Below are 19,348 nucleotides of genomic sequence, written 5' to 3'. Positions count from 1 at the left end.
GGTTCACCTCTTGGCTGTTAATTTGGCAAACAGATTCGGGATGCTGACCATGTGATTTGCCTCTATATAATAACCCTTGCCGCCTAAGCTGACAGGACGATTGACTATATTCTTCCTTGGACGGTAATAATAGTGGAAATGGTTCTTGCTCACTTCAGACCTGTAATCTCCCAAGGGGATTATATCGAAGTTGGCGGTGGTTATATGCTTCACTATATAACCTTGATTGCGCACTATGGCCAAGGCTTTCAAGAATACTTCAGGGCCGGTGACGGCCGAACCAAAATTTAAAAATACACCGCCTTCCAGCTGAGCTATGTTATTACAAAATATAGCAAAATCAATGCCGCTTGCCCCTCCTAATGCCGCAAAATCAGCTGTTGGATGCTCGTCTATTATATCTGTACCTATGGTCTTATGATATGTAGCCGGTATGCCCAGTTTGTATGCATTATAAACAATGCAATCGTCCTTGTAGGGGAACCGTTCAGGATGGCGATCAATATAGTAAGCCAGAGAAGCTCCGTATCCCAGCCCTATAGCATATCCTTCTTTGATGGCCTGGTTCATCCACGCCCCGGTCTCCTCCCACATGCCGAAAGTACCATCTTCGATTGCCGTTGGCACGTGCTCCGATGTACCACCCAGGTAAGCCAATTCAAAATCGTGGATGCTTACAGCGCCATTCCCCGCAATATGGGTTATAAATCCGCGCTTTGCCAGCTCTATCACATAGCGCGACAATCCGCATTTTACCACATGAGCGCCCATAAACCATACAACCGGCCTGCCTTTTTGGCGCGCTTCTATAATGCGCTGTACCAACTCGTCAAATTCCGCATTGCTCCACTCGGGTATGGGATCTATCCCTGGCCGTGCAAGGTTTTCTATGGTGACCAGGTTAACGCGTTCCCTAGCGCTATAGGTTTTGGTTTTGGAAAGGTCCAGTCGTTGTGGTTTTAAATGCTCCTGCGGTATCATGGAAGGCACCTCCCAAAAAATTGCCGTGCACTTTTGCAATTTAAATGACATGCCACCTTAACTCTTACTTCGCCCAATAATGATTCATCAGCATTTATTATCAAGTAGCGTCCATCACTGAAATTATCGCAGTTTTCAAACATATCCACACATCCCCCATCTTTAAAAATTGATACGGATTTTCCAAAAAGCTATTGTTTTGCGTTTCCAGGTATAGGTTATATACACATCGTTCCCCGCAGCCACAATGGCAGGATAAGAAAACTCCCCATCGTGAGCGCTTTCAGGCGCTTTATTATGCTCCAAGATAAACTCATCCCTCCATGTTAGCCCATTGTCTTCAGAAAGATTCAATACTATTGGCGTCCTTTTGGCCCAATTCCCTTGCACAGGATTGTATACCAACACCAGATTTCCATTTTCCAACTTCACAAGGTCAATACCGCTGTTGTTATTAGGCAGGCTAATAGGGTAAGCCACGCACCATGTCATGCCTCCATCTTCAGAATCACTTCTGTATATAAACCCTTCTGTACTCCTGGTCAGCATATGCACTTTCCCTGGCTCCGACTCCCATAATGTGGGCTGGATTATCCCTTTATCCCTCAACTTCCCATGATCTATTGGAACCATCTTGCTCTTAACCCACGTCTCACCCTCATCTCTGGAAATATCCACAAAACAATCCCATCTCGTTTCAGTTTCAATGGAAGCAGGAGCCACCCATGTCCCATCTTTCAATATAATGGGTTTATTTTTAACAGGCCCTCTGCCCCCAATATCCCCTTCCACAAGTTCCTTGGGTTGTGACCATGTATAGCCACCATCGTCCGAGGTCATCACCATAGTATGCCATACCTGTGGGTTTCCTCCCACCTTATAAAACAGATACAGCTTTTCATTATTTCCTTTAAACAAAACAGGGTTCCAACATGGAATATTCTCGGCATCAGCCACCTTTACCGGATCGCTCCATTGCCCATCCTTCCTTCGTGAAAGCCATATAGCAACATCAGGGTGTTTTTCATGAGTACCGCCAAACCAGGAGACCAAAACTTCGTCTTTTTCGTGATTCAACACCACTAAAGTAGAGGCATGACACTGGGGGAAAAACTTTTCTGGCTCAAATATGTGCTCTTTTAATAAAACTTTATATTGCATCTGTTTACTCTCTCCTTAAGAAATTAAATTTGACGACTAACTTCCATATATCAATCCATATTCCTTTCTGTATTCCGTAGTAAGATGATAGAGGTATTTCACCTGCAATTTCATCTGAGGAGTAAAATCACTCAATCTCTGCACTCTGCTATTCAAATTTATATCCAAACCTTCAAGTTGCAAATAGTACTTTGCGCTTATGGGATAACATTGAGTCTCTATAAGAGATGCAAGAGACAAAAAACTTTCAAGCTTTTTAAACTTTACGTCTGGAAATCGAATGTTACTTAAAAGGCTAGCATACAAATCGGGATGAAAATTTCCCATTACTCCCATGTAACCAGCCACACCAAATTCCATTGATTTTACCAATGTAGCAGTATTAGCATTGTATATTTTAAAATTGGATCCAGAAACTACTTTACACTTAGCTGAAAGCAACTCTAAGTCACACGAGGTATCCTTCATTAAGAAGAATCTTTGCGTTGCCACACACCAACCTAGCAATTCAGGAGACACCAACCTTTTGTATGGATACGGGCATTCGTAAATACCCAAAGGTATATGCGGTATTGCTTTTAATATATATTCAGCGTTCTTCTTCCATACGTCATCGCTCTCTTCCCTACGGGCAAGCCTATTGCTAATTAAAACCAAAGCATCAATTCCTGTATCCGCCATTCTTTTTAACTCTTCTATTTGGTCATCTATTGACTCGGAGACATGGCCAGATGCAATTACAGGTACTCTCCCATTAACTTTTTCTTTTGTAAAACGAGCTATATCTACTCGCTCTTCTAACGAAAGGTGAAACATTTCGCTAGAACCACATACCGCAAATAATCCGTCTACCTTGTGTTCAATGTACCACTCAATCAAATCCTCCAGCGTTTTATAATCAACCTGATTATCACTTGTAAAAGGAGTTATCATTGTAGGCCAAACTTTTCCATATGATAACATTTACACCGACCTTCTTCCTTCTCAAAATGCTTGTTATTTGTTTGGCTATCAACATTCGAATTGTTTACATTAAGGTGATATTTTATAGAACAATGTTTTTGTGAACATAAAACTCTCCGGCTATCAAATCCTCTCTCTCCACTCCAAAATTTCATAAGCCTCGTCTTCACTATCACAATGTCCTGATACATAAACGCCTTCAGGCGAAATCCTTTCAAAAAGCCATTGTATCTTATCAAGGGTAATTGAGTCACAATTTAAAACCAACAATTTGCCTTTCTTCTGGATTCTCTCGTACAATTTAAGCCATGCCTCGGAAATCACATTTGGGTTGCCGGCACCGGGGACCCATTGTATACCGTCTATCTCCTCTATGTCCAACAACATATCAACATGGGGAATCTCTCCCGGGCCATCCAAATGGTATATGGTATGGTCAAGCCGACAAGCCTGTTCTTTCAAATAGGGAGCCACAAACCTTTCAAACATCTTGGGGGATATCATAGCTGAAAAATCGCACTGTATTGGATACCATCTCCTGGGGCACCACAACCCCATCCAGGCAGAAGTCCCTTCCATATATTTCGACAATATGCCATCGATTTCATCATATACATAATGCCATAGCTCCAAAATTTTATCCATTGCCATTAAAACCACTTCAGGCCGCTCTATGAGGTCCATCAAAAGGTTTTCTGTCCCTCTTAAAGATGCCAAAACATCTGCTATTCCTCCTATGTCGGTCATCCCTGGCACAAACTTACCCCGGCTTTTTCCCCCTATCAAATGCGCAAGCCTCTTAGTATAAGCCCACCATTCATTATTCTCATCTAGAGAGTCAAGCAATTTTTCTATATCATCCCATTCCATGGGATGCTCAAACCATGCGGTATCACCCGTAAATTTCAAAAAGCCGGTAATATAAGCCGCCAACACTCCTGGGCCAAGGTTAAGCCACAGATTGGGATATGCCCCTCCCAAGTACAAAATGTCTTGTGCCCTTCTTTCAAAGTTATCTACTGCCTTTTCGGGATCGTCCTTTTCCCTCAGCAGATCCCAGCCATCCCATTTATACGTCTTACCCTTATATTTTTCTTTAGACACAGTGATGCTCAGAAGCAGCTTTTTAGTCTCCTTATTCCACCATTTTTCATACTCCAATTTTGTTAACTCCCAATCTTTCTTATATAACAAGTGACATCATCCTTTCAGCAAAATTATGCATATAACAAATTGACCTTACAACACTGTAGTTAAGCGTTACATTATAAAAGCCTATATTTTCCTACCAGGACCGTAGAATCTTTTAATTATCGAGTTAATTATCGAGTGCCATTTCACTAAAAACGAAAAGAAAAACTTGCTGTGTCGCGTACAAAGAACGTTAAGCACTGCATTAATCAGTTTTGTATATCGTTGGGGACAGTACCTTATACCACTATTTCATATTCCTCCAAAAAAATTCTAACGCTCAATGCAAACCTTTCACAACGCTATCGTTTTATACTTCCAAATATAGGTTATGTATACACCCTCCCCCACTATCAAAAAAGCTACTTCTTTTTCGCTATCATAATAGCCGTAAAAGGAAAATCCGCTTTAATCCTCACCCAGCTTAATGGCCTGATGTATTTTTATCCTGGATATTATAAAGCCCAAAACCGACAGCCCTATGGTCAGCATCATCAATACGACGGCATAAATCCTGATGTAATCCTCCCGTGCAGCGGCTACCTTGAAGGGTGGTACCTGTTGAGCCGCGCTGTATACCATTTGAAGCAGCGGTACAAACAGATCACTCGTTATGCCGCCAATAATTATGCCAACCAGTATTGCCGCCCCTGATATCAGCACCTGCTCACACACCAGCATCCCAATTATCTTTTTGACCGACAGCCCCATGGCCCTGAATATCCCAAACTGGAGCACCCTCTGCTTTATAGATAAAATCCAGTAGATGAGAAAACCGATTGTGCTTACAGCCATAGTCACTATGAATCCCAGCGTCAAGGTGCCGTTGGTGCCCTGCAGCATCGGATCATTTTTCTTTATTATGATTTGCTGGCTGCTATCCTCCAGCCTTTCTATCAGAAGTTTTTTATTTTCAATATCTTTATATATCTGTTCGCTGGTAGCTCCTGGCGCTTTCTTAAGCCACACCTCATAGGGTTCCAGCGCCATATTGGCCTGTATATAGGGTAGATTTACCACCACAAGATAGGGAGAGCTGGTTTGAATCGGCTCTGTTACATTTGGGTTGAAAGTGGGCCAATAATCCACAAACTCATATACGACTACCTCAAGATATCCCTGATTTCCCCAAGTAATCCACAGGGAATCACCTTTCTGCACCTCAAAATCTTTCTTAAAAGACGTTGATACCAGCGCCGCCTGTTGATGGCGCGACATCAGGTTAAGATAATGGTACCAGTGAGGAGTCAGCAAATCGTCGCGGAACCAAGCCACCTTTCCGAATTCGTTGGGTATTATGCCCATAAGATAGACCCTGTTCACGTTTTGTCTCGTGGCAGTTTGCACCGTTACTCCTTCTTTTCTGAACACCTTGGTTGCCAATTCCACCCCCGAAAGCTCAGTATACGGAAGAAAAGGAGGCTCTATGTACTGCACAGGCTCTTCCTCCAACCCCGGAAGCTGCGATATCCCCATCATGGCTGCCGGATCAGTCGGCATTATATCCGGCTTATTATCCTCCCAGTGGGCTTGAATCACTATATCGGCGCCTATATTGTATCGAATCTTCTCCTCGATATTGTTATTGAGCGTCCGAGCCGCATTGGCATTAAAAATGCCCACAGACAGAGTAAGAATTATGAACAGCATCAAAAACCTGTCCTGGCCGCTCGACCTTCCCACCTGTATAAAAGCCGCATACAGCACTGGAGACCAAGCCTTTCTACCCAGCCAAAATATCAACCTGACCATATATGGGAAAATTCTCAAGAAAACCAAGCCTGCACCCAGTATAAACAGGGTCGAAATGATAAAGAGAAGTGGATCTATGGCAAGGTCAGTACCGCTGACACCACTCACCATTAGGGCCTGCTGGCGCATTTGATAGCTATAAAGCCCATACCCTGCAACTCCTAAAAGAACAACATCCAGAAAATACTTCTTCCACAGCATAAACACCGCTGTGCGCGCCTTCCTCTGCTTGTACTGCACGATTGTGGTTCGTGAAGACAGAGAGGCTGGTATAAGCATGGTAACCATGAATACTAAAACCGTCCAAAAGGAATAGACATAGGCAGCTGTATTTAGACAAACAGGGAGAGCCGTCCTCTGCACAAATTCCAAAAATCCGTTAGACGCTCCTAATAAAGAGCACAACAGCAGCCCCAAAGGCGGCCCAATGGCAATAGCCACAGCGCTCAAAATAATGGACTCCACCAAATATATCAAGAAGATCTGTATGCCGCTTGCGCCTCTGCTCTTTAAAACCGCAATTTCATTCTTCTCGTGCTCAACGATAAGCTGAGATACCATGAATACATAAAAGATCAGCATGAGCATGATGGGAACCTGGACAACCCACAGCGTGGTCTTAAGCTGTTTCTCCCGCTCATAATACTGTTCCAGGATAGAAATGGCCGGCATCTTAAAGTCTATCCTCTTCTCGGTAAACCACCGGCTGTGCGATTTGTATGCATCCACAATGGATGCGATGTTATCCAAGGTTATCTTGTAATAGTCAAAAGCATAATACCATTGACCTTTTGTCAGCAGAGGAAATTCCGCCTCTATAAATTCCCTATAGAACAGCGAATAGTCTATCAGAAAGCTTTCTCTAAACGCCCAAAGGCCTTGAAACCAATAAGGATCGACCTGCTCCTTTATGGTAAACACGCCAACAACCTTTATTTTAAACGGTTCAGATTCAGGATTGATAAAATCGCTCACAACATAAACCTCATCCAGCCGCAGGTCCAGGTTCTTCATCGCCTCTTCGGTCACAATGGCCTCCATTATGCCGTCCTTCTTTTCGCTGGAGAACAAGCGCCCGTGAACAATTTTTATGTGGTCCTGCAGCCCTGACATGGCCTCTATCTTGACAAACCGCTTTTTGGGTTCCTCTTCCCTCTGAACCTCAGGCAGTGCGGTAATATAATCGATCACAAGGTCCTCCGCCTCAGCCATGACCGGAAGCCCCACATCCATGATGAGCTCCTGCTTTACCCTTTTGTCAATCATGTGATAGGCCTTTATGCGGTTGCTGGCGTCATAATGCGAATATATGCTAGCCTGTACAAGGCACTGCCCAGGAAAGACCCCGGAGGATATCTGATATTGTTCTAAATCCTTTGTCAGCATCCGTTGAAGCACACCATTGGTATAAATGGGTATACTGCTTATCATGGCCACTGCCAGCACCGCACCCGTAAGCAGGCATACGACCATCCACTTGTTGTTGAGCATCTTTCTGAGTACCATCAATATCAAGGCTTAGACCCCCTTTAATTCACAATTACCTGCTCGCCCTCTTCAAGGCCCTTGATGATCTCCACTTCAGTAGGAGTCTCCAGCCCCACCTCAACATCGCGCTCTTTCTTGAGACCATTCTCCAGCACCAACACATACTTACGCCCCATATAGTTTCTTACGAGGTTTCTTGGAAGGACTATGACGTTTTCACGCTTATCCAAAGTAAGCGTAAACTGAGCGGTATCACCCATGGTGACATCCTCAGGTAGATTGGACACTTCTATGCGAACTACGTTTTTAAGGCTCTCATCTGCATCGACGGGGACAGTGGCTGGCGTCATCACCACTTCGCCCTCATACACCTTATCGCGTATCTTCACCTCTACCTTCATGCCCACCTGGAAGTCCGAAAGATTGCTGCCCGAATACTGCAGCTGAAGCTTAGTAGGATCGGCTACCTTTACAAGGGTGGAATACGCATCTATGTAATCGCCCTGCCCCAACCGGTTATCCACGTAGACCACAGTACCATCCATGGTGGACACTAGTTTGGCCTCTTCTAACTGGCGCTGCAGATTTTTTAACTGGAGCCTTGCCAGTTCAATGTCACAGGCAGCTATCGCTAAGGAGTATTCATCTCCCCCCGACTCTTTGATCTGGTTGTATCGAAGCTGCGCTTTACGAAGCACCAGCTTCTGCTGTTCAATTTCATACTCCAATCCGGCGGTATCGAGCTCAGCCAGCAAATCGCCTTTCTTGACCTTGTCCCCTATCTTAACATGGATGGCCTTTATGCGCCCACCCCGTGCCTTAAAAAACATGTTGCCCTGCTCAACTGAAACAAAGGTCCCTGAACCGGTAATCTTTTTCTCTATAGTTCCCCTCTTTACCTCCATAACGTCATAGGTAATTTCGGGGGGTTCAATCAATGGCGGTGCCAACACCTCCTCTTCCTTGGGGAACAAATAACATCCGGAAAGGAATGCGCCCAGAAATGCTGTTAATAAAAAGGCTACAACCCCCTTGAATCCCCTGCCATGATTATCCATAATAACCCCTCCAATGCAGATCATAAAATCAAAAAAATCCAATGCCACAAAACCTGGGAAGGTTTGACGGTATGAGTGCTATCACGGCTGATAGGATGAATATATATTTATGTGAATGGTGGAGGTGAAATGCTGTGTATGATCGGACCAAATCCTTGATGACCATTGTTGTGATAATGGTGGTAATTGTTTCATTGATAAGCAACGGCTATTCTTTATATTACGGAAATTTTAAGCATCATATTGAAGCATTTTCACAAATAAACCCTACATATGAACCTCATTACGGTTATATACAACCCCAGGTGGTGGACGGGTTTACCGAAAGGCCTATTGAAGGGGCGGCTGTAGTAATCCCTGAGCTGGGAAAAAAGTTTATGACCAACGCCCAGGGCTTAACCCCTGCCATCCGGGTACCCATAATCGAAGACGCACACTATAAAAATATACTCCCCAAAACCTGGGGTGAGATTACTCTCATCGTTTACAAAGAGGGATATATCGATTACGTTCTATTCCACACCCACGTATGGGAAAATCAATCCCGAAAAGGGCCTAAAATCCTTCTTTTCCCAAAATCAAGAGGCGAGGCATTTGACCCTATGGCCATAGTGGAAAGCCCTCACAGGCTGTGGGTGAGACAACTTGTGGAAAAATTCAAACGCTAACTTTGGGGTACAACCCTCAGCTCCAAATCCGGCAAACGCTTCTCCATCTCCTGTATTATGTTTCTCTCGCCATCTCCTCGAGAACCGGGCGATTCCCCCATAATCACAATGGAAACATCATTCTTCCTCGCAAAATCCACCAGCGTATCCACCACGCGGTCAGAGCGAAGCACTGTCATTTCGGCCCCCGCCTCTTTGGAGACCTGAAACAGGTAATCCAGGGCCTCTCCTTCATCGGGATTACCCAGAAAATTCATCCCATTTTTAGCCACATGAACCACATACAGTTTAGCACCGGTATAGCCTTTTACAATCTGCTTTCCCACTTTTATTAAGCGCTCGCAAGCCTTTTGTCGCGTCACGCAAATCATAACGTTGCGCTCATTAGCCATTTGACAACCCCTTTTCCCCAGCAAAAGCCTGAAGTATATATAGCGTCCGAGGGAGCCAACAGATTTGCCAAAACCCATTTTTGGCCCAATCAAAAGCCCTCACCCATCACCTCCCTCACATCGGTAACCAAAACGAAAGCTAAAGGATCCACCTCGTTTACAATGGCCTTTAGCCGTACCATCTGTGCTCTATTCACCACGCATAAAATTACATTTTTCCTTTGCATGGTATACGCCCCTCTACCTTCTAAAAAGGTGACGCCTCTATCTATTTCGGTCATAATCCTGTGGCTTATCTCATCGGCATGGTCAGAAACGATGATAAAAGCCTTGGCTGAGTTCAAGCCTTCCAGCACCAGGTCTATCACCCGGGCACTCAGGTATAGAGACACCAGCGCATAAAGTGCCTGGCTTGGCCCAAAAACGATGGCAGCCGTCAGCACCACCAAAAAGTCGACAACAAAGAGTATCCAGCCCACTCCCACCAGAGGGTAAAATTTGTGCACTATCTTAGCAAACAGGTCGGTGCCACCGGTGGTGGCATTGCCCTGAAAGACAAGCCCCAGCCCAAAGCCCATCAGCACGCCACCGTAGATAGAAGCGAGTATGGAGTCGTGTGTAAGCGATGAAACCTTTACAAGATCAATAAATGCCGACAGCAATACCGTGGCCAAAAGAGTCTTAAATCCAAAATCTTTACCCAATTCTTTAACGGCCATTATAAATATGGGCACGTTGAGAAGCAGCATGCTAACGCCCACTGGAATCCCAAAAAGGTAGTACAATACCGTGCCTATACCGCTTAATCCCCCTGGAGCAATCTTGTGTGGTATAAGAAAGAAGTTGAATGCCAGCGCGGTCAAAAACGTGCCCACCACTATGAGCACATAATCTTTTATCAGTAAATACAGCTTCTTCATGCAGTACTCCTTTTTAGTCCTTTTGTTGTTTCTGGTGCAGTACTCTCCTCGCGCATATAAGGATTAGATTCCACGCCCGTTATCTCTACTCCATAATCAGCCCACTTACAATCAAAAAATTAAACGCCCGCCTCATCCTGATTTACAGATCAATAAGTCCTAAGCTTATCTGCAGTGCCTCGTTTACCTTTTCCATAACCTCGGACGACAGCGTGCATATTTTTTCCCTCAACCTCTTTTTATCAATTGTCCTTATTTGCTCAAGCAAAATGACCGAATCCTTGGGCAGCCCATACTCGGATGCGCTGAGCTCCACATGGGTGGGAAGCTTGGCCTTGTTAATCTGCGAAGTGATGGCCGCCACGATGACGGTGGGACTGTATTTGTTTCCTATATCGTTTTGTACTATGAGCACCGGCCTCACTCCGCCCTGCTCCGAGCCCACTACAGGGCTGAGGTCAGCGTAATAGATTTCTCCTCTTCTCACTATCATAATTAATCATTCACTCTCCGATAAAAGGGCTTCATAAGTCGCCAACGCCTCGTTGCTGGACTCAAATCCTACCTTGCTCAACTCGGCATTTATCTTTGCCATCTCTTCGTAGCCCTTTTTCATCTTTTCCCTTATTTCCATTTTATGTCTCTCCCTGATGTAAAGTTTCATGGCTTCTCGAATAAACTCGCTCCTGTTTCTCTTCTCAATTGCAACAATCTCATCAACTTCCCTCAAAAGGCTATCAGGTAAGCTCACCAAAATCTTCTTTAATTCAGCCACAGTGGGCACCTCCTATAAATTATGTACTCAAGATTCCCACCTTAACTGCTCCCTAGCAAAAACCGGAGCTTCCCACCTGCACAAAATTACCCCCTGCCTCCACAGACCAATATCAGCTATGCTTATTTGAAAAAGCAGGAAGATTTATGGCGGGTCTCACGCTGATGTGCTAACATACACCATAACTATATTCAGTATTATATACGATGTGACCAACTTTTACAATGCTCTGCCAGCAAATTATACATCTTCTTAAGTGCCAGCGGCACGGCCTTAAGTATATCCCCAGCCACCATTCCTGCCTGACCGTGGACATCAGCCGCCAAATCGCCTGCATAGCCGTGAACAAACGCACCCAATACCGCCGCGCTAAAAGGCTCATACCCCTGTGCAATAAATCCGGCAATGATGCCGGTTAAAACATCACCGCTTCCCGCCGTAGCCATCCCGGAATTCCCAGTCGTGTTGAAGTATACTCTGCCATCCGGATGGCACACCACCGTAGTGGCACCTTTTAGCAATACCACCACTCCTGTTTCCTGTGAGAACCTTTGTGCCACCTCCACAGGAGACTCCACAATTTGAGCAACGCTCAATCCTGTCAACCTTGCCATCTCCCCAGGATGGGGCGTAATCACCACAGGCCCTGCATGCTTACTGAGCAGACTAATATCCCGGGATATATGATTTAATCCATCTGCGTCTAATACTATGGATATATCAATCCTGCCTAAAATATTCCTTAAAACTTCAAACACGGCACCGCTTTTCCCCAGCCCTGGCCCTATGGCCAAAACATCTGCATCCCTCACTAGGTCCAGTACATCATCCAGGGCCTCCTCCTGCAGGCACCCCGTTCCATGGTCCTGCAGCGGCCTGGTCATAACCTCGGTCAGCTTGTTCTCCAAAATATCATTTAGGCTAGCCGGTATCCCCAGAGTTACCAGCCCCGCTCCGCTGTGCAATGCTGCCATAGCGGCAAGGCAAGCAGCTCCCGTCATGCCGGTAGAACCCGCCACCACGGCCACCCTGCCAAAGGTCCCCTTGTGCCCCTCGGCAGGCCGCTCTTTAAGCATCCCAGCCGCTTCATTAACATCCAGGGTAAAAGCTTGCACCCCAACAACCTGGGCGCTATCAAACGGCAGTCCTATGGGAACAACATGCAACCTCCCAGTATGCTTTCGGCCCGGGTATAGCAGATGCCCCCTTTTTGGATACCCAAATGTTACCGTATTCATAGCCTTTATGGCCGTCCCCATAACGCGCCCATCTGCGCCATTGATGCCCGAAGGTATATCGACAGCCACAACAGGCACCGACATGCGATTGACCAGCTGGATCACCTCTGCAAAAATCCCCTCAACCGGCCTAGAAAGCCCTGTACCAAATATGGCATCAACCACAAGCGTTGCACCCTTCAAGCTCTCCTTGAGCCTTGATATATCGCTCTCATCCCGTACAAAAACCAGGGGCACCCCCAGTTTTTTGACAATACCCAGATTGATCCCTGCATCCCCCGATACAGCATCTTCCCGTGCCAATAAAAAAACATCTACACCCACGCCCCTCAAAAACAGGTGACGGGCAACGGCCAGGCCGTCACCACCGTTATTGCCCACACCAACCAACACGACAACCCTGTCCTGCTCTTTTAAAAAGTAAACCTTTTGTATCACTTCCACGACTTTAAGGGCGGCATTTTCCATGAGCACAATCCCGGGAATACCAAACTCTTCAATGGCCCTCTGGTCTATCCTCCTCATCTCAATTGGAGTTACAACAAACATATTCCCCATCCTCACCTTCCATAATGACTTGGGCAATTGCCAACCCTCTTATATGCGATATGGAAACCCACACCTTTTTACCACCTATACAGGATAAACTGTATGCTGCCCTGCCGTAGAGATTTACATATGGTTTCCCCTTGGAAGAGTGAAGTATCTCTATATTCTTCCACCCCACATTGAAACCCGTACCTAAGGCCTTCATTACCGCTTCTTTTGCCGCAAAATTCCCAGCTATTGTCTGAGGATTATTCCCACACTTTTCAAAATACTTTCGCTCTTCCTCAGTAAAAACTCTTTCCAAAAAACGCAAACTGTTACATGCTTTCTTTATTCGTTCAACTTCGATGATATCAATACCAATCCCAACAATCACAGTACTTCTTCCTTCCGAATGTATGTCTCATTTATCACAAAAATAATTAAAAATTCAGTTATTTCACTGTAAACCGCAAATAAAACAGTATACTTACAATTCACACAATATTTTAACATATTATCAAATACGGTACAATCCAACATCTTCTATTATCGAGAAAGCGCTAGTTTGGTAGCATGCAGCTTCTCTACCTGTAAGCAAAAAGCCTCTATCCTGGATTCTATAAGTTGTGGGAAGGGGTTCCCATCGACTTCTATAGCCAAAAATGGAAGATTAAGATGTTGCTCCAGCACATTTCTTATATATTCCTCATCCTCAGCGCTTTTAAGTTTTTGTTCCTCCAGCTTATGAGAAATCAACGCTTCAGCTATCCTGCCTGGCATACAACCAAACGGCGCCAGGGCTATTACTCCATCTACCTCATCTACAATTTCAGCTATCGTTCCCCCGACCGTGAGTATTGCCTCCCCTGTAAGCCTGTCCGACATAAGCCCTTCTGCACATTTAACCAACCTGTCCACGTTTACAGCCGCAGGCCGATAAAGCTTTGCACCTTTGAACATAGATTTTATTTCCATCTCTTCCCTTCGCTTTATCAAACCACTGAACCTCACCCTGATCCTATCATTCCATGCAGGTTTATCATGAAGTACACAATTTTTTACTAAATAATCGCAGTAATACAGCCACTCTATCAAGGGCGCAGTCCTGGTGGCAATCCCCCTCTCGGCCAGCTTTTCTACTATATATTGACGGGAAAAATCGTCACTTCTTACATATATCTCACCCAGAAGAGCGACTTTTTTGGCTTGCGATATATCACACACAACATCTATTTTAGAAAGTAACTCTACACAGCGGGCTATCTCCTTTTTCACATCTTTCCAGGGCAAATGCTCTAAAGCATTTAGCAGCCTATTCTCCACTTCTTTATAAACACCAAGCCCCTGTTGTCTATCTTTCGAAAGAGTAATCACTGCACTGTATATATCATCCAATACCTCAGCTATCACCTGAGAACGCCATATCCTCAGCTGCATAGGTATACTCAGCCCACCGTAAGCATTGGCCGAGGAAAGCGACAAAAAGGACACATCTTTTATTTGATTGTCCATTACCCAGTTCTGCATGAGTACGTTGTACTGGCCGAACCTACACGGTCCGCTAGTTTGAGGCATGAAATAAACTGTTAACTCATCCTGAGGCCTCGTTTCAAGATAGCGTTTTAAACTTCCCAGAGTAAGTATAAGAGGCAGGCACTCCTTGCACGACGCATCCGCTCTACCAAGCTTAAGCTCCAGTTCCGAAGGCGCAGGCAATACCGAAGCTCTTATACCACAGTATCTCAAGGCAGCCGCACCAAACTTTGATGCCCGTTCACCCATGGAAGGTATTATAAGATGCACTCTGGGATGAATGATAGGATATACATCGCCTTTAGAATCAACCACCTCCAGCATTCCCCTTTTGTATTCCACACGAGAGGGTTTAAACTGCATGGGTGAAGATACGTGATAATATCTTTTTACCTGTTTATAACCCTTGATTATATCCAAAAAAGCCTCCACCCGGGTATCTATCCCTGCATCGGCTGTATGAGAATCTATTTCCAATGTGAGAGAGGGTTTCTGCCCCATTATACGCCTGAAATATCCTGTAATAAAACTATCAGGTCCACAGCTGAAATTCGTTATATATACTCCAAACAGTGAAGGATGCCTTTCGACGTAGCGTGCAGCCTTAATTATCATCTCTCCTGTAGCCCAGTACATATTATCCATAGAAAGCTCTTCTTCGTAAGGAAGCATGAGGAAAGGAATCACATCATATCCTCTTGATGAAAATTTCTTGGGAATACCCATATTTACTCTGCCAGAAAGAGCATTGTAGGGCCTACCGAAAATGACTATCACCGTGGCATCAGGACGGTTATCAAGTTGTTCCATGAATTCTTTTCCAATATTTTTTAGATTATTCAAATATGAGAGCTGTGCGGCAATAGCCGCCCTGTAAGCAGCAGCCGACTCTGCCGCTGAAAAACCCATAGCCATGCCAACTTTTACAAATTCATTCACCGCATTCTCATATCCATTGGCAAAATCAAGCACCGGAGACAACAGCTTAAAATCGTTAAGCTCATCAAAAGCCGCTTTTAGATAATAAGGTTCAGCCTGCACAATAGGACACGTCACTTTTGAACCCAACTCACTCCCAGCAGGTATCTGCCTAACATGAGGTATGAAAATATAGTCGGGCTTAAGCTTTATGAGAGAAGCCATATAACCATGGGATAGCTCGGCAGGATAACAAAAAGCCGCCCCTTTTATTTCAAAACCCGTTGATTCAGGATCAGTCGCCAGGATTACCCGAGCCCCAAGTTCTGTAAAGAAAGTATAATACAGCGGATATAAAATATTCGTCATAAGTGAAGGTTGTATTCCTACTGTAGGCCCATTTTTTCCTTCTTCATTTTTGCTGTAGTTTTCAAACGTTAAACGCTCAAACTCAGCAACAAGGTCCCTACCCCGCTTGACCTTGCTGGAGATAACATTGCTGTATTTTGTGCATGCTCCACCAAACGGATAATTCTTCCCATCTATTTTCAAAATGTTTATACTGCATTTACGATCACAGTTTTCAGGTTTGCCAGAACATGTAAAAGACTTCACATGGATTACCTCTCGATTAGACAGCACCTCCAGGTCAAAGGCCTGTTTCTCTACCTCACCTTTTTCCAGTTTCTGCTTAACAACAAGTGCTACACCAAAGGCTCCCATAAGTCCTGGCTCGGGCGGCACTATTATCCTTTTACCCGTTATAGCCGCCATTGCAAGGGGAACAGCACGATTATAACACACACCACCCTGCATAAAAATCCTATTACCGATAGGCCTATTCCCCTTTACTCTATTTATATAATTCAAGCACACCGAATATACAAGCCCTGCTACAATATCTTCTCTGGATATACCTTCCTGTATAGCCGTTTTGATATCGCTGCTTATAAATGCGGCGCACTGGTCGTTAAAATTAGGTGGTTTTACTCCCCGTAATGCTATATCAGCTATCTGGTATACACTGATACCCAGAGTTTCGCCGGCAGCTTCTTCCAAAAAGGAACCAGTACCGGCAGAACAGGCTTCATTCATAGCGTAATCAGCCGGTACGCCCTGAACCAGATAAGTATACTTCGCATCCTGGCCACCTATTTCAAATATAGTATCAACATCCTTATCAAAATATGCCGCTGCCGTCGCGTGGGCTATTATTTCATTTACCACTGCTGAAGCCATAGCATGCAGCCCTGCTATCTGCCTTCCAGAACCCGTAACACCTAAACCTATAACTTTTGCTCCCTTTATTTCCTCTGCAATTTTCTTATAGCACTGCCGTGCCGCACCTACGGGGTCACCATTAGTCCTGAGATATTCTGAAGCCACTATAGTATTATCGCTCATCCTTATAGCCACTGCTTTAGTAGTGGTAGAACCGACATCCAAACCTACAATGCACTCTTCACCCGGTTTTACACTACCACGGGGCATTTCTTTAAACTCCACCATATCAGAATATTTAATAAGAGGTTCAAAATACGAAAAAGAAGCGGCTAACTCATCTATAAGCCTGCCTTCACCTTCAGGTACACGTGCTTTATTCAATGCTGCCCACACCGCTGTCCCAAAAGCTTCAAAACAGCCAGCCTCATCTGCCACTATTACATCCGGGAACTCTTCCTTTATATAATCCACCATTAGCTTGTTTTCAGCACATTTTCCTATCAAAAGTACTTTTGAAGCATCACATCTCCTTAAAAGTTCTATCACTTTTGATGCCATCATTTTACACAAACCTGATACCACACGCCCTTTAGGCTCTCCTTTATTCAAAGCATGGGTACAGTCGCTTTTACAAAACACTGAACAGCGCCCTGCCACAGTGTATGGTGGTTGTTCTGCAATCCTCAAAGCTTCTTCAGGAAGCAGGCCCATTCTTTTTATCTGCTGCATAAAGAATTCCCCTGTACCCGATGCACATTTGTTACCCGATATGATGTTCACTATATTGCCTTTTGTATTTAATTTATATGCTATAAACATCTCGCCTCCAGCTGATATAATTGTGTCTATACCAGGGTATTTATTTGATAAATGTCTATATGCGATTTCCACAGCCTCGGGCTCCGATATTTTGAGCAACCTTATGCGCCGGGCAAACTTCCTGCCTGTTACCGCTACAAATTCGCAGTTCAAAGAAGAAAAAACTCTTTCAAAAACCGAATTAGGAGACCCACCATGTGGAATCCAGAGGGTATCAACTATGCGTAAAAAATCACCCTCTAGTTGGACGCTTGCAACACTTACACTGGTAGAACCTAGACAGATACCTGTGCTGACCATCGTTTCCCTTTTCCTCCCCCGGCTTAAGCGTTGAAATATTTAAAAATATTTTAACACCTTCTGTTGAATAATTCATCTCCCTATCTTTAAATTTGCTCGGCTTAAAAAGTAACTCTCTTGTAAAACTTATTTTTGTTTTGTTATAAAAATTTATCCTTTAAAGTTGCGTATCCTTCACAACCAAATTTACTGAAGTATGTTGTACAGCTTGGCTCCAAAATGATACAATTCTATAAAACTCAATTCAAGGAGGTTCCCTATGTCAGGTTCAACCATCGGAAAGAACTTCACCGTCACCACCTGGGGTGAATCCCACGGCAAAGCTCTAGGAGTGGTCGTTGATGGATGCCCGGCCGGCATTCCACTGTGCGAAGAAGACATTCAGAAGGATCTGAATAGACGAAGACCTGGGCAATCCCCCTATTCCACGTCACGGCAGGAAGGAGATAAGGTAACCATACTGTCAGGGGTTTTTGAGGGCCTAACCACAGGCACGCCCATATCCCTCATCATCCCTAATGAGGATCAGCGGTCCAAAGACTACTCGCAAATTGCCCATGTATATCGCCCTGGCCATGCTGACTATACCTATCATCAGAAATACGGCATATGGGATTATAGAGGCGGCGGCCGTGCATCAGGCAGGGAAACGGCCGCCCGTGTCGCCGCCGGCGCCATTGCCAAAAAGGTTTTGTCCCAACTAGGGGTGAAAATACAGGCATATACCCTCTCTATAGGACCAATAAAGATTAATCGGGAAAAATTTGACGAAAACGAGATATATCGTAACCAATTCGCCATGCCTGACTGCGAAGCAGCGAAAAAGGCTGCAGAGTACATCCAGCAGCTCAAGGAAAAGGGCGATTCGGCAGGCGGGGTTGTGGAATGCGTAATACAGGGTCTGCCCAGCGGAGTAGGAGAGCCGGTATTCGACAAGCTTGACGCGGCCCTCGCCAAAGCCATAATGTCCATTGGTGCGGTAAAGGGCATCGAATTTGGCAGAGGATTTGAGGCAGCTTACCTCACCGGTTCGCAGAACAATGACCCTTTGACCTACGATCCAGATAAAGGGCTTATCAAGCTCACCAACAACTCGGGTGGTATAACCGGAGGGATAAGCGAGGGGTTCCCCATCGTATTCCGTGCAACATTTAAACCCACACCTTCCATTCGCATTCCGCAAAATACGGTAACGCACGATATGCAGAACACACAGCTTAAGCTAACAGGCAGGCATGACCCCGTAATAGTTCCCCGAGCAGTAGTAGTGGTGGAAGCTATGGCAGCCATTACAGTAGTGGACTTGCTCTTCCAGCGCATACTGTCCAGAATAGACCTCATAAAAAAGGCATTGTCTTGAGAGGGCTATAATTTTAAACAGTTCCCAGCAAGCCGTGCTTGAGTTTTATCTTTGTAAGCTATGTTTGAATTTTTTT

Annotated in this window: 15 protein-coding genes; 2 read left to right on the top strand and 13 right to left on the bottom strand. The window is 44.8% G+C overall.

Annotated elements, in window-relative coordinates:
* Nucleotides 1-3 precede the first annotated feature (3 nt).
* From KVG29_RS07150 to KVG29_RS07125, 6 genes are all read right to left on the bottom strand, one after another.
* On the bottom strand, nucleotides 4-981 hold the full coding sequence (locus KVG29_RS07150; protein ID WP_252227556.1) for a GSU2086 family protein: 978 nt from the start codon (nucleotides 979-981) through the stop codon (nucleotides 4-6).
* Between the two features lie 162 nt (nucleotides 982-1,143).
* The gene (locus tag KVG29_RS07145) at nucleotides 1,144-2,142 is read right to left on the bottom strand and encodes a sialidase family protein (protein WP_252227555.1); all 999 of its coding nucleotides are present in this window, start codon (nucleotides 2,140-2,142) and stop codon (nucleotides 1,144-1,146) included.
* Between the two features lie 36 nt (nucleotides 2,143-2,178).
* Nucleotides 2,179-3,105 (bottom strand): dihydrodipicolinate synthase family protein, encoded by a 927-nt coding sequence (locus KVG29_RS07140; RefSeq protein WP_252227554.1) that lies wholly within the window; start codon nucleotides 3,103-3,105, stop codon nucleotides 2,179-2,181.
* 123 nt (nucleotides 3,106-3,228) lie between these two features.
* Nucleotides 3,229-4,266: a uroporphyrinogen decarboxylase/cobalamine-independent methonine synthase family protein gene (locus KVG29_RS07135; RefSeq protein ID WP_252227553.1), complete on the bottom strand. Its 1,038-nt coding sequence runs from the start codon at nucleotides 4,264-4,266 to the stop codon at nucleotides 3,229-3,231.
* Between the two features lie 438 nt (nucleotides 4,267-4,704).
* The gene (locus KVG29_RS07130) at nucleotides 4,705-7,554 is read right to left on the bottom strand and encodes an FtsX-like permease family protein (protein WP_252227576.1); all 2,850 of its coding nucleotides are present in this window, start codon (nucleotides 7,552-7,554) and stop codon (nucleotides 4,705-4,707) included.
* Between the two features lie 23 nt (nucleotides 7,555-7,577).
* A complete protein-coding gene (locus tag KVG29_RS07125) occupies nucleotides 7,578-8,594 on the bottom strand; it encodes an efflux RND transporter periplasmic adaptor subunit (protein WP_252227552.1) in 1,017 nt (338 codons plus the stop codon).
* A 134-nt stretch (nucleotides 8,595-8,728) separates the two neighbouring features.
* Between KVG29_RS07125 and KVG29_RS07120 the strand changes: the two genes are divergently transcribed.
* Entirely contained in the window at nucleotides 8,729-9,262 is a 534-nt protein-coding gene (locus KVG29_RS07120) for a carboxypeptidase-like regulatory domain-containing protein (RefSeq protein ID WP_252227551.1), read from the top strand.
* On the opposite strand, the gene KVG29_RS07115 is transcribed toward KVG29_RS07120, so the two are convergent.
* From KVG29_RS07115 to KVG29_RS07085, 7 genes are all read right to left on the bottom strand, one after another.
* Nucleotides 9,259-9,654: a universal stress protein gene (locus KVG29_RS07115; protein ID WP_252227550.1), complete on the bottom strand. Its 396-nt coding sequence runs from the start codon at nucleotides 9,652-9,654 to the stop codon at nucleotides 9,259-9,261. The genes KVG29_RS07120 and KVG29_RS07115 overlap by 4 nt on opposite strands.
* Before the next feature lie 89 nt (nucleotides 9,655-9,743).
* On the bottom strand, nucleotides 9,744-10,574 hold the full coding sequence (locus KVG29_RS07110; RefSeq protein ID WP_252227549.1) for a YitT family protein: 831 nt from the start codon (nucleotides 10,572-10,574) through the stop codon (nucleotides 9,744-9,746).
* A 142-nt stretch (nucleotides 10,575-10,716) separates the two neighbouring features.
* The gene (locus KVG29_RS07105) at nucleotides 10,717-11,067 is read right to left on the bottom strand and encodes a type II toxin-antitoxin system PemK/MazF family toxin (protein WP_252227548.1); all 351 of its coding nucleotides are present in this window, start codon (nucleotides 11,065-11,067) and stop codon (nucleotides 10,717-10,719) included.
* Between the two features lie 6 nt (nucleotides 11,068-11,073).
* On the bottom strand, nucleotides 11,074-11,349 hold the full coding sequence (locus tag KVG29_RS07100; RefSeq protein WP_025748013.1) for a CopG family ribbon-helix-helix protein: 276 nt from the start codon (nucleotides 11,347-11,349) through the stop codon (nucleotides 11,074-11,076).
* A 197-nt stretch (nucleotides 11,350-11,546) separates the two neighbouring features.
* Entirely contained in the window at nucleotides 11,547-13,145 is a 1,599-nt protein-coding gene (locus KVG29_RS07095; RefSeq protein WP_252227547.1) for an NAD(P)H-hydrate dehydratase, read from the bottom strand.
* Nucleotides 13,114-13,512, bottom strand: coding sequence for a holo-ACP synthase (gene acpS / locus KVG29_RS07090; RefSeq protein WP_252227546.1), 399 nt, complete (start codon nucleotides 13,510-13,512; stop codon nucleotides 13,114-13,116). Before acpS ends, KVG29_RS07095 begins: the two co-directional genes overlap by 32 nt.
* 152 nt (nucleotides 13,513-13,664) lie before the next feature.
* A complete protein-coding gene (locus KVG29_RS07085; protein WP_252227545.1) occupies nucleotides 13,665-17,765 on the bottom strand; it encodes an acyl-CoA dehydratase activase in 4,101 nt (1,366 codons plus the stop codon).
* 406 nt (nucleotides 17,766-18,171) lie between these two features.
* Here KVG29_RS07085 and aroC point away from each other — a divergent pair, with 406 nt between their 5' ends.
* Nucleotides 18,172-19,272 (top strand): chorismate synthase, encoded by a 1,101-nt coding sequence (aroC, locus tag KVG29_RS07080; protein WP_252227544.1) that lies wholly within the window; start codon nucleotides 18,172-18,174, stop codon nucleotides 19,270-19,272.
* Nucleotides 19,273-19,348 lie beyond the last annotated feature (76 nt).

Source organism: Caldicoprobacter algeriensis, assembly GCF_023838525.1.
Classification (GTDB): domain Bacteria; phylum Bacillota; class Clostridia; order Caldicoprobacterales; family Caldicoprobacteraceae; genus Caldicoprobacter; species Caldicoprobacter algeriensis.
This window is presented reverse-complemented; position numbering and strand designations above follow the sequence as displayed.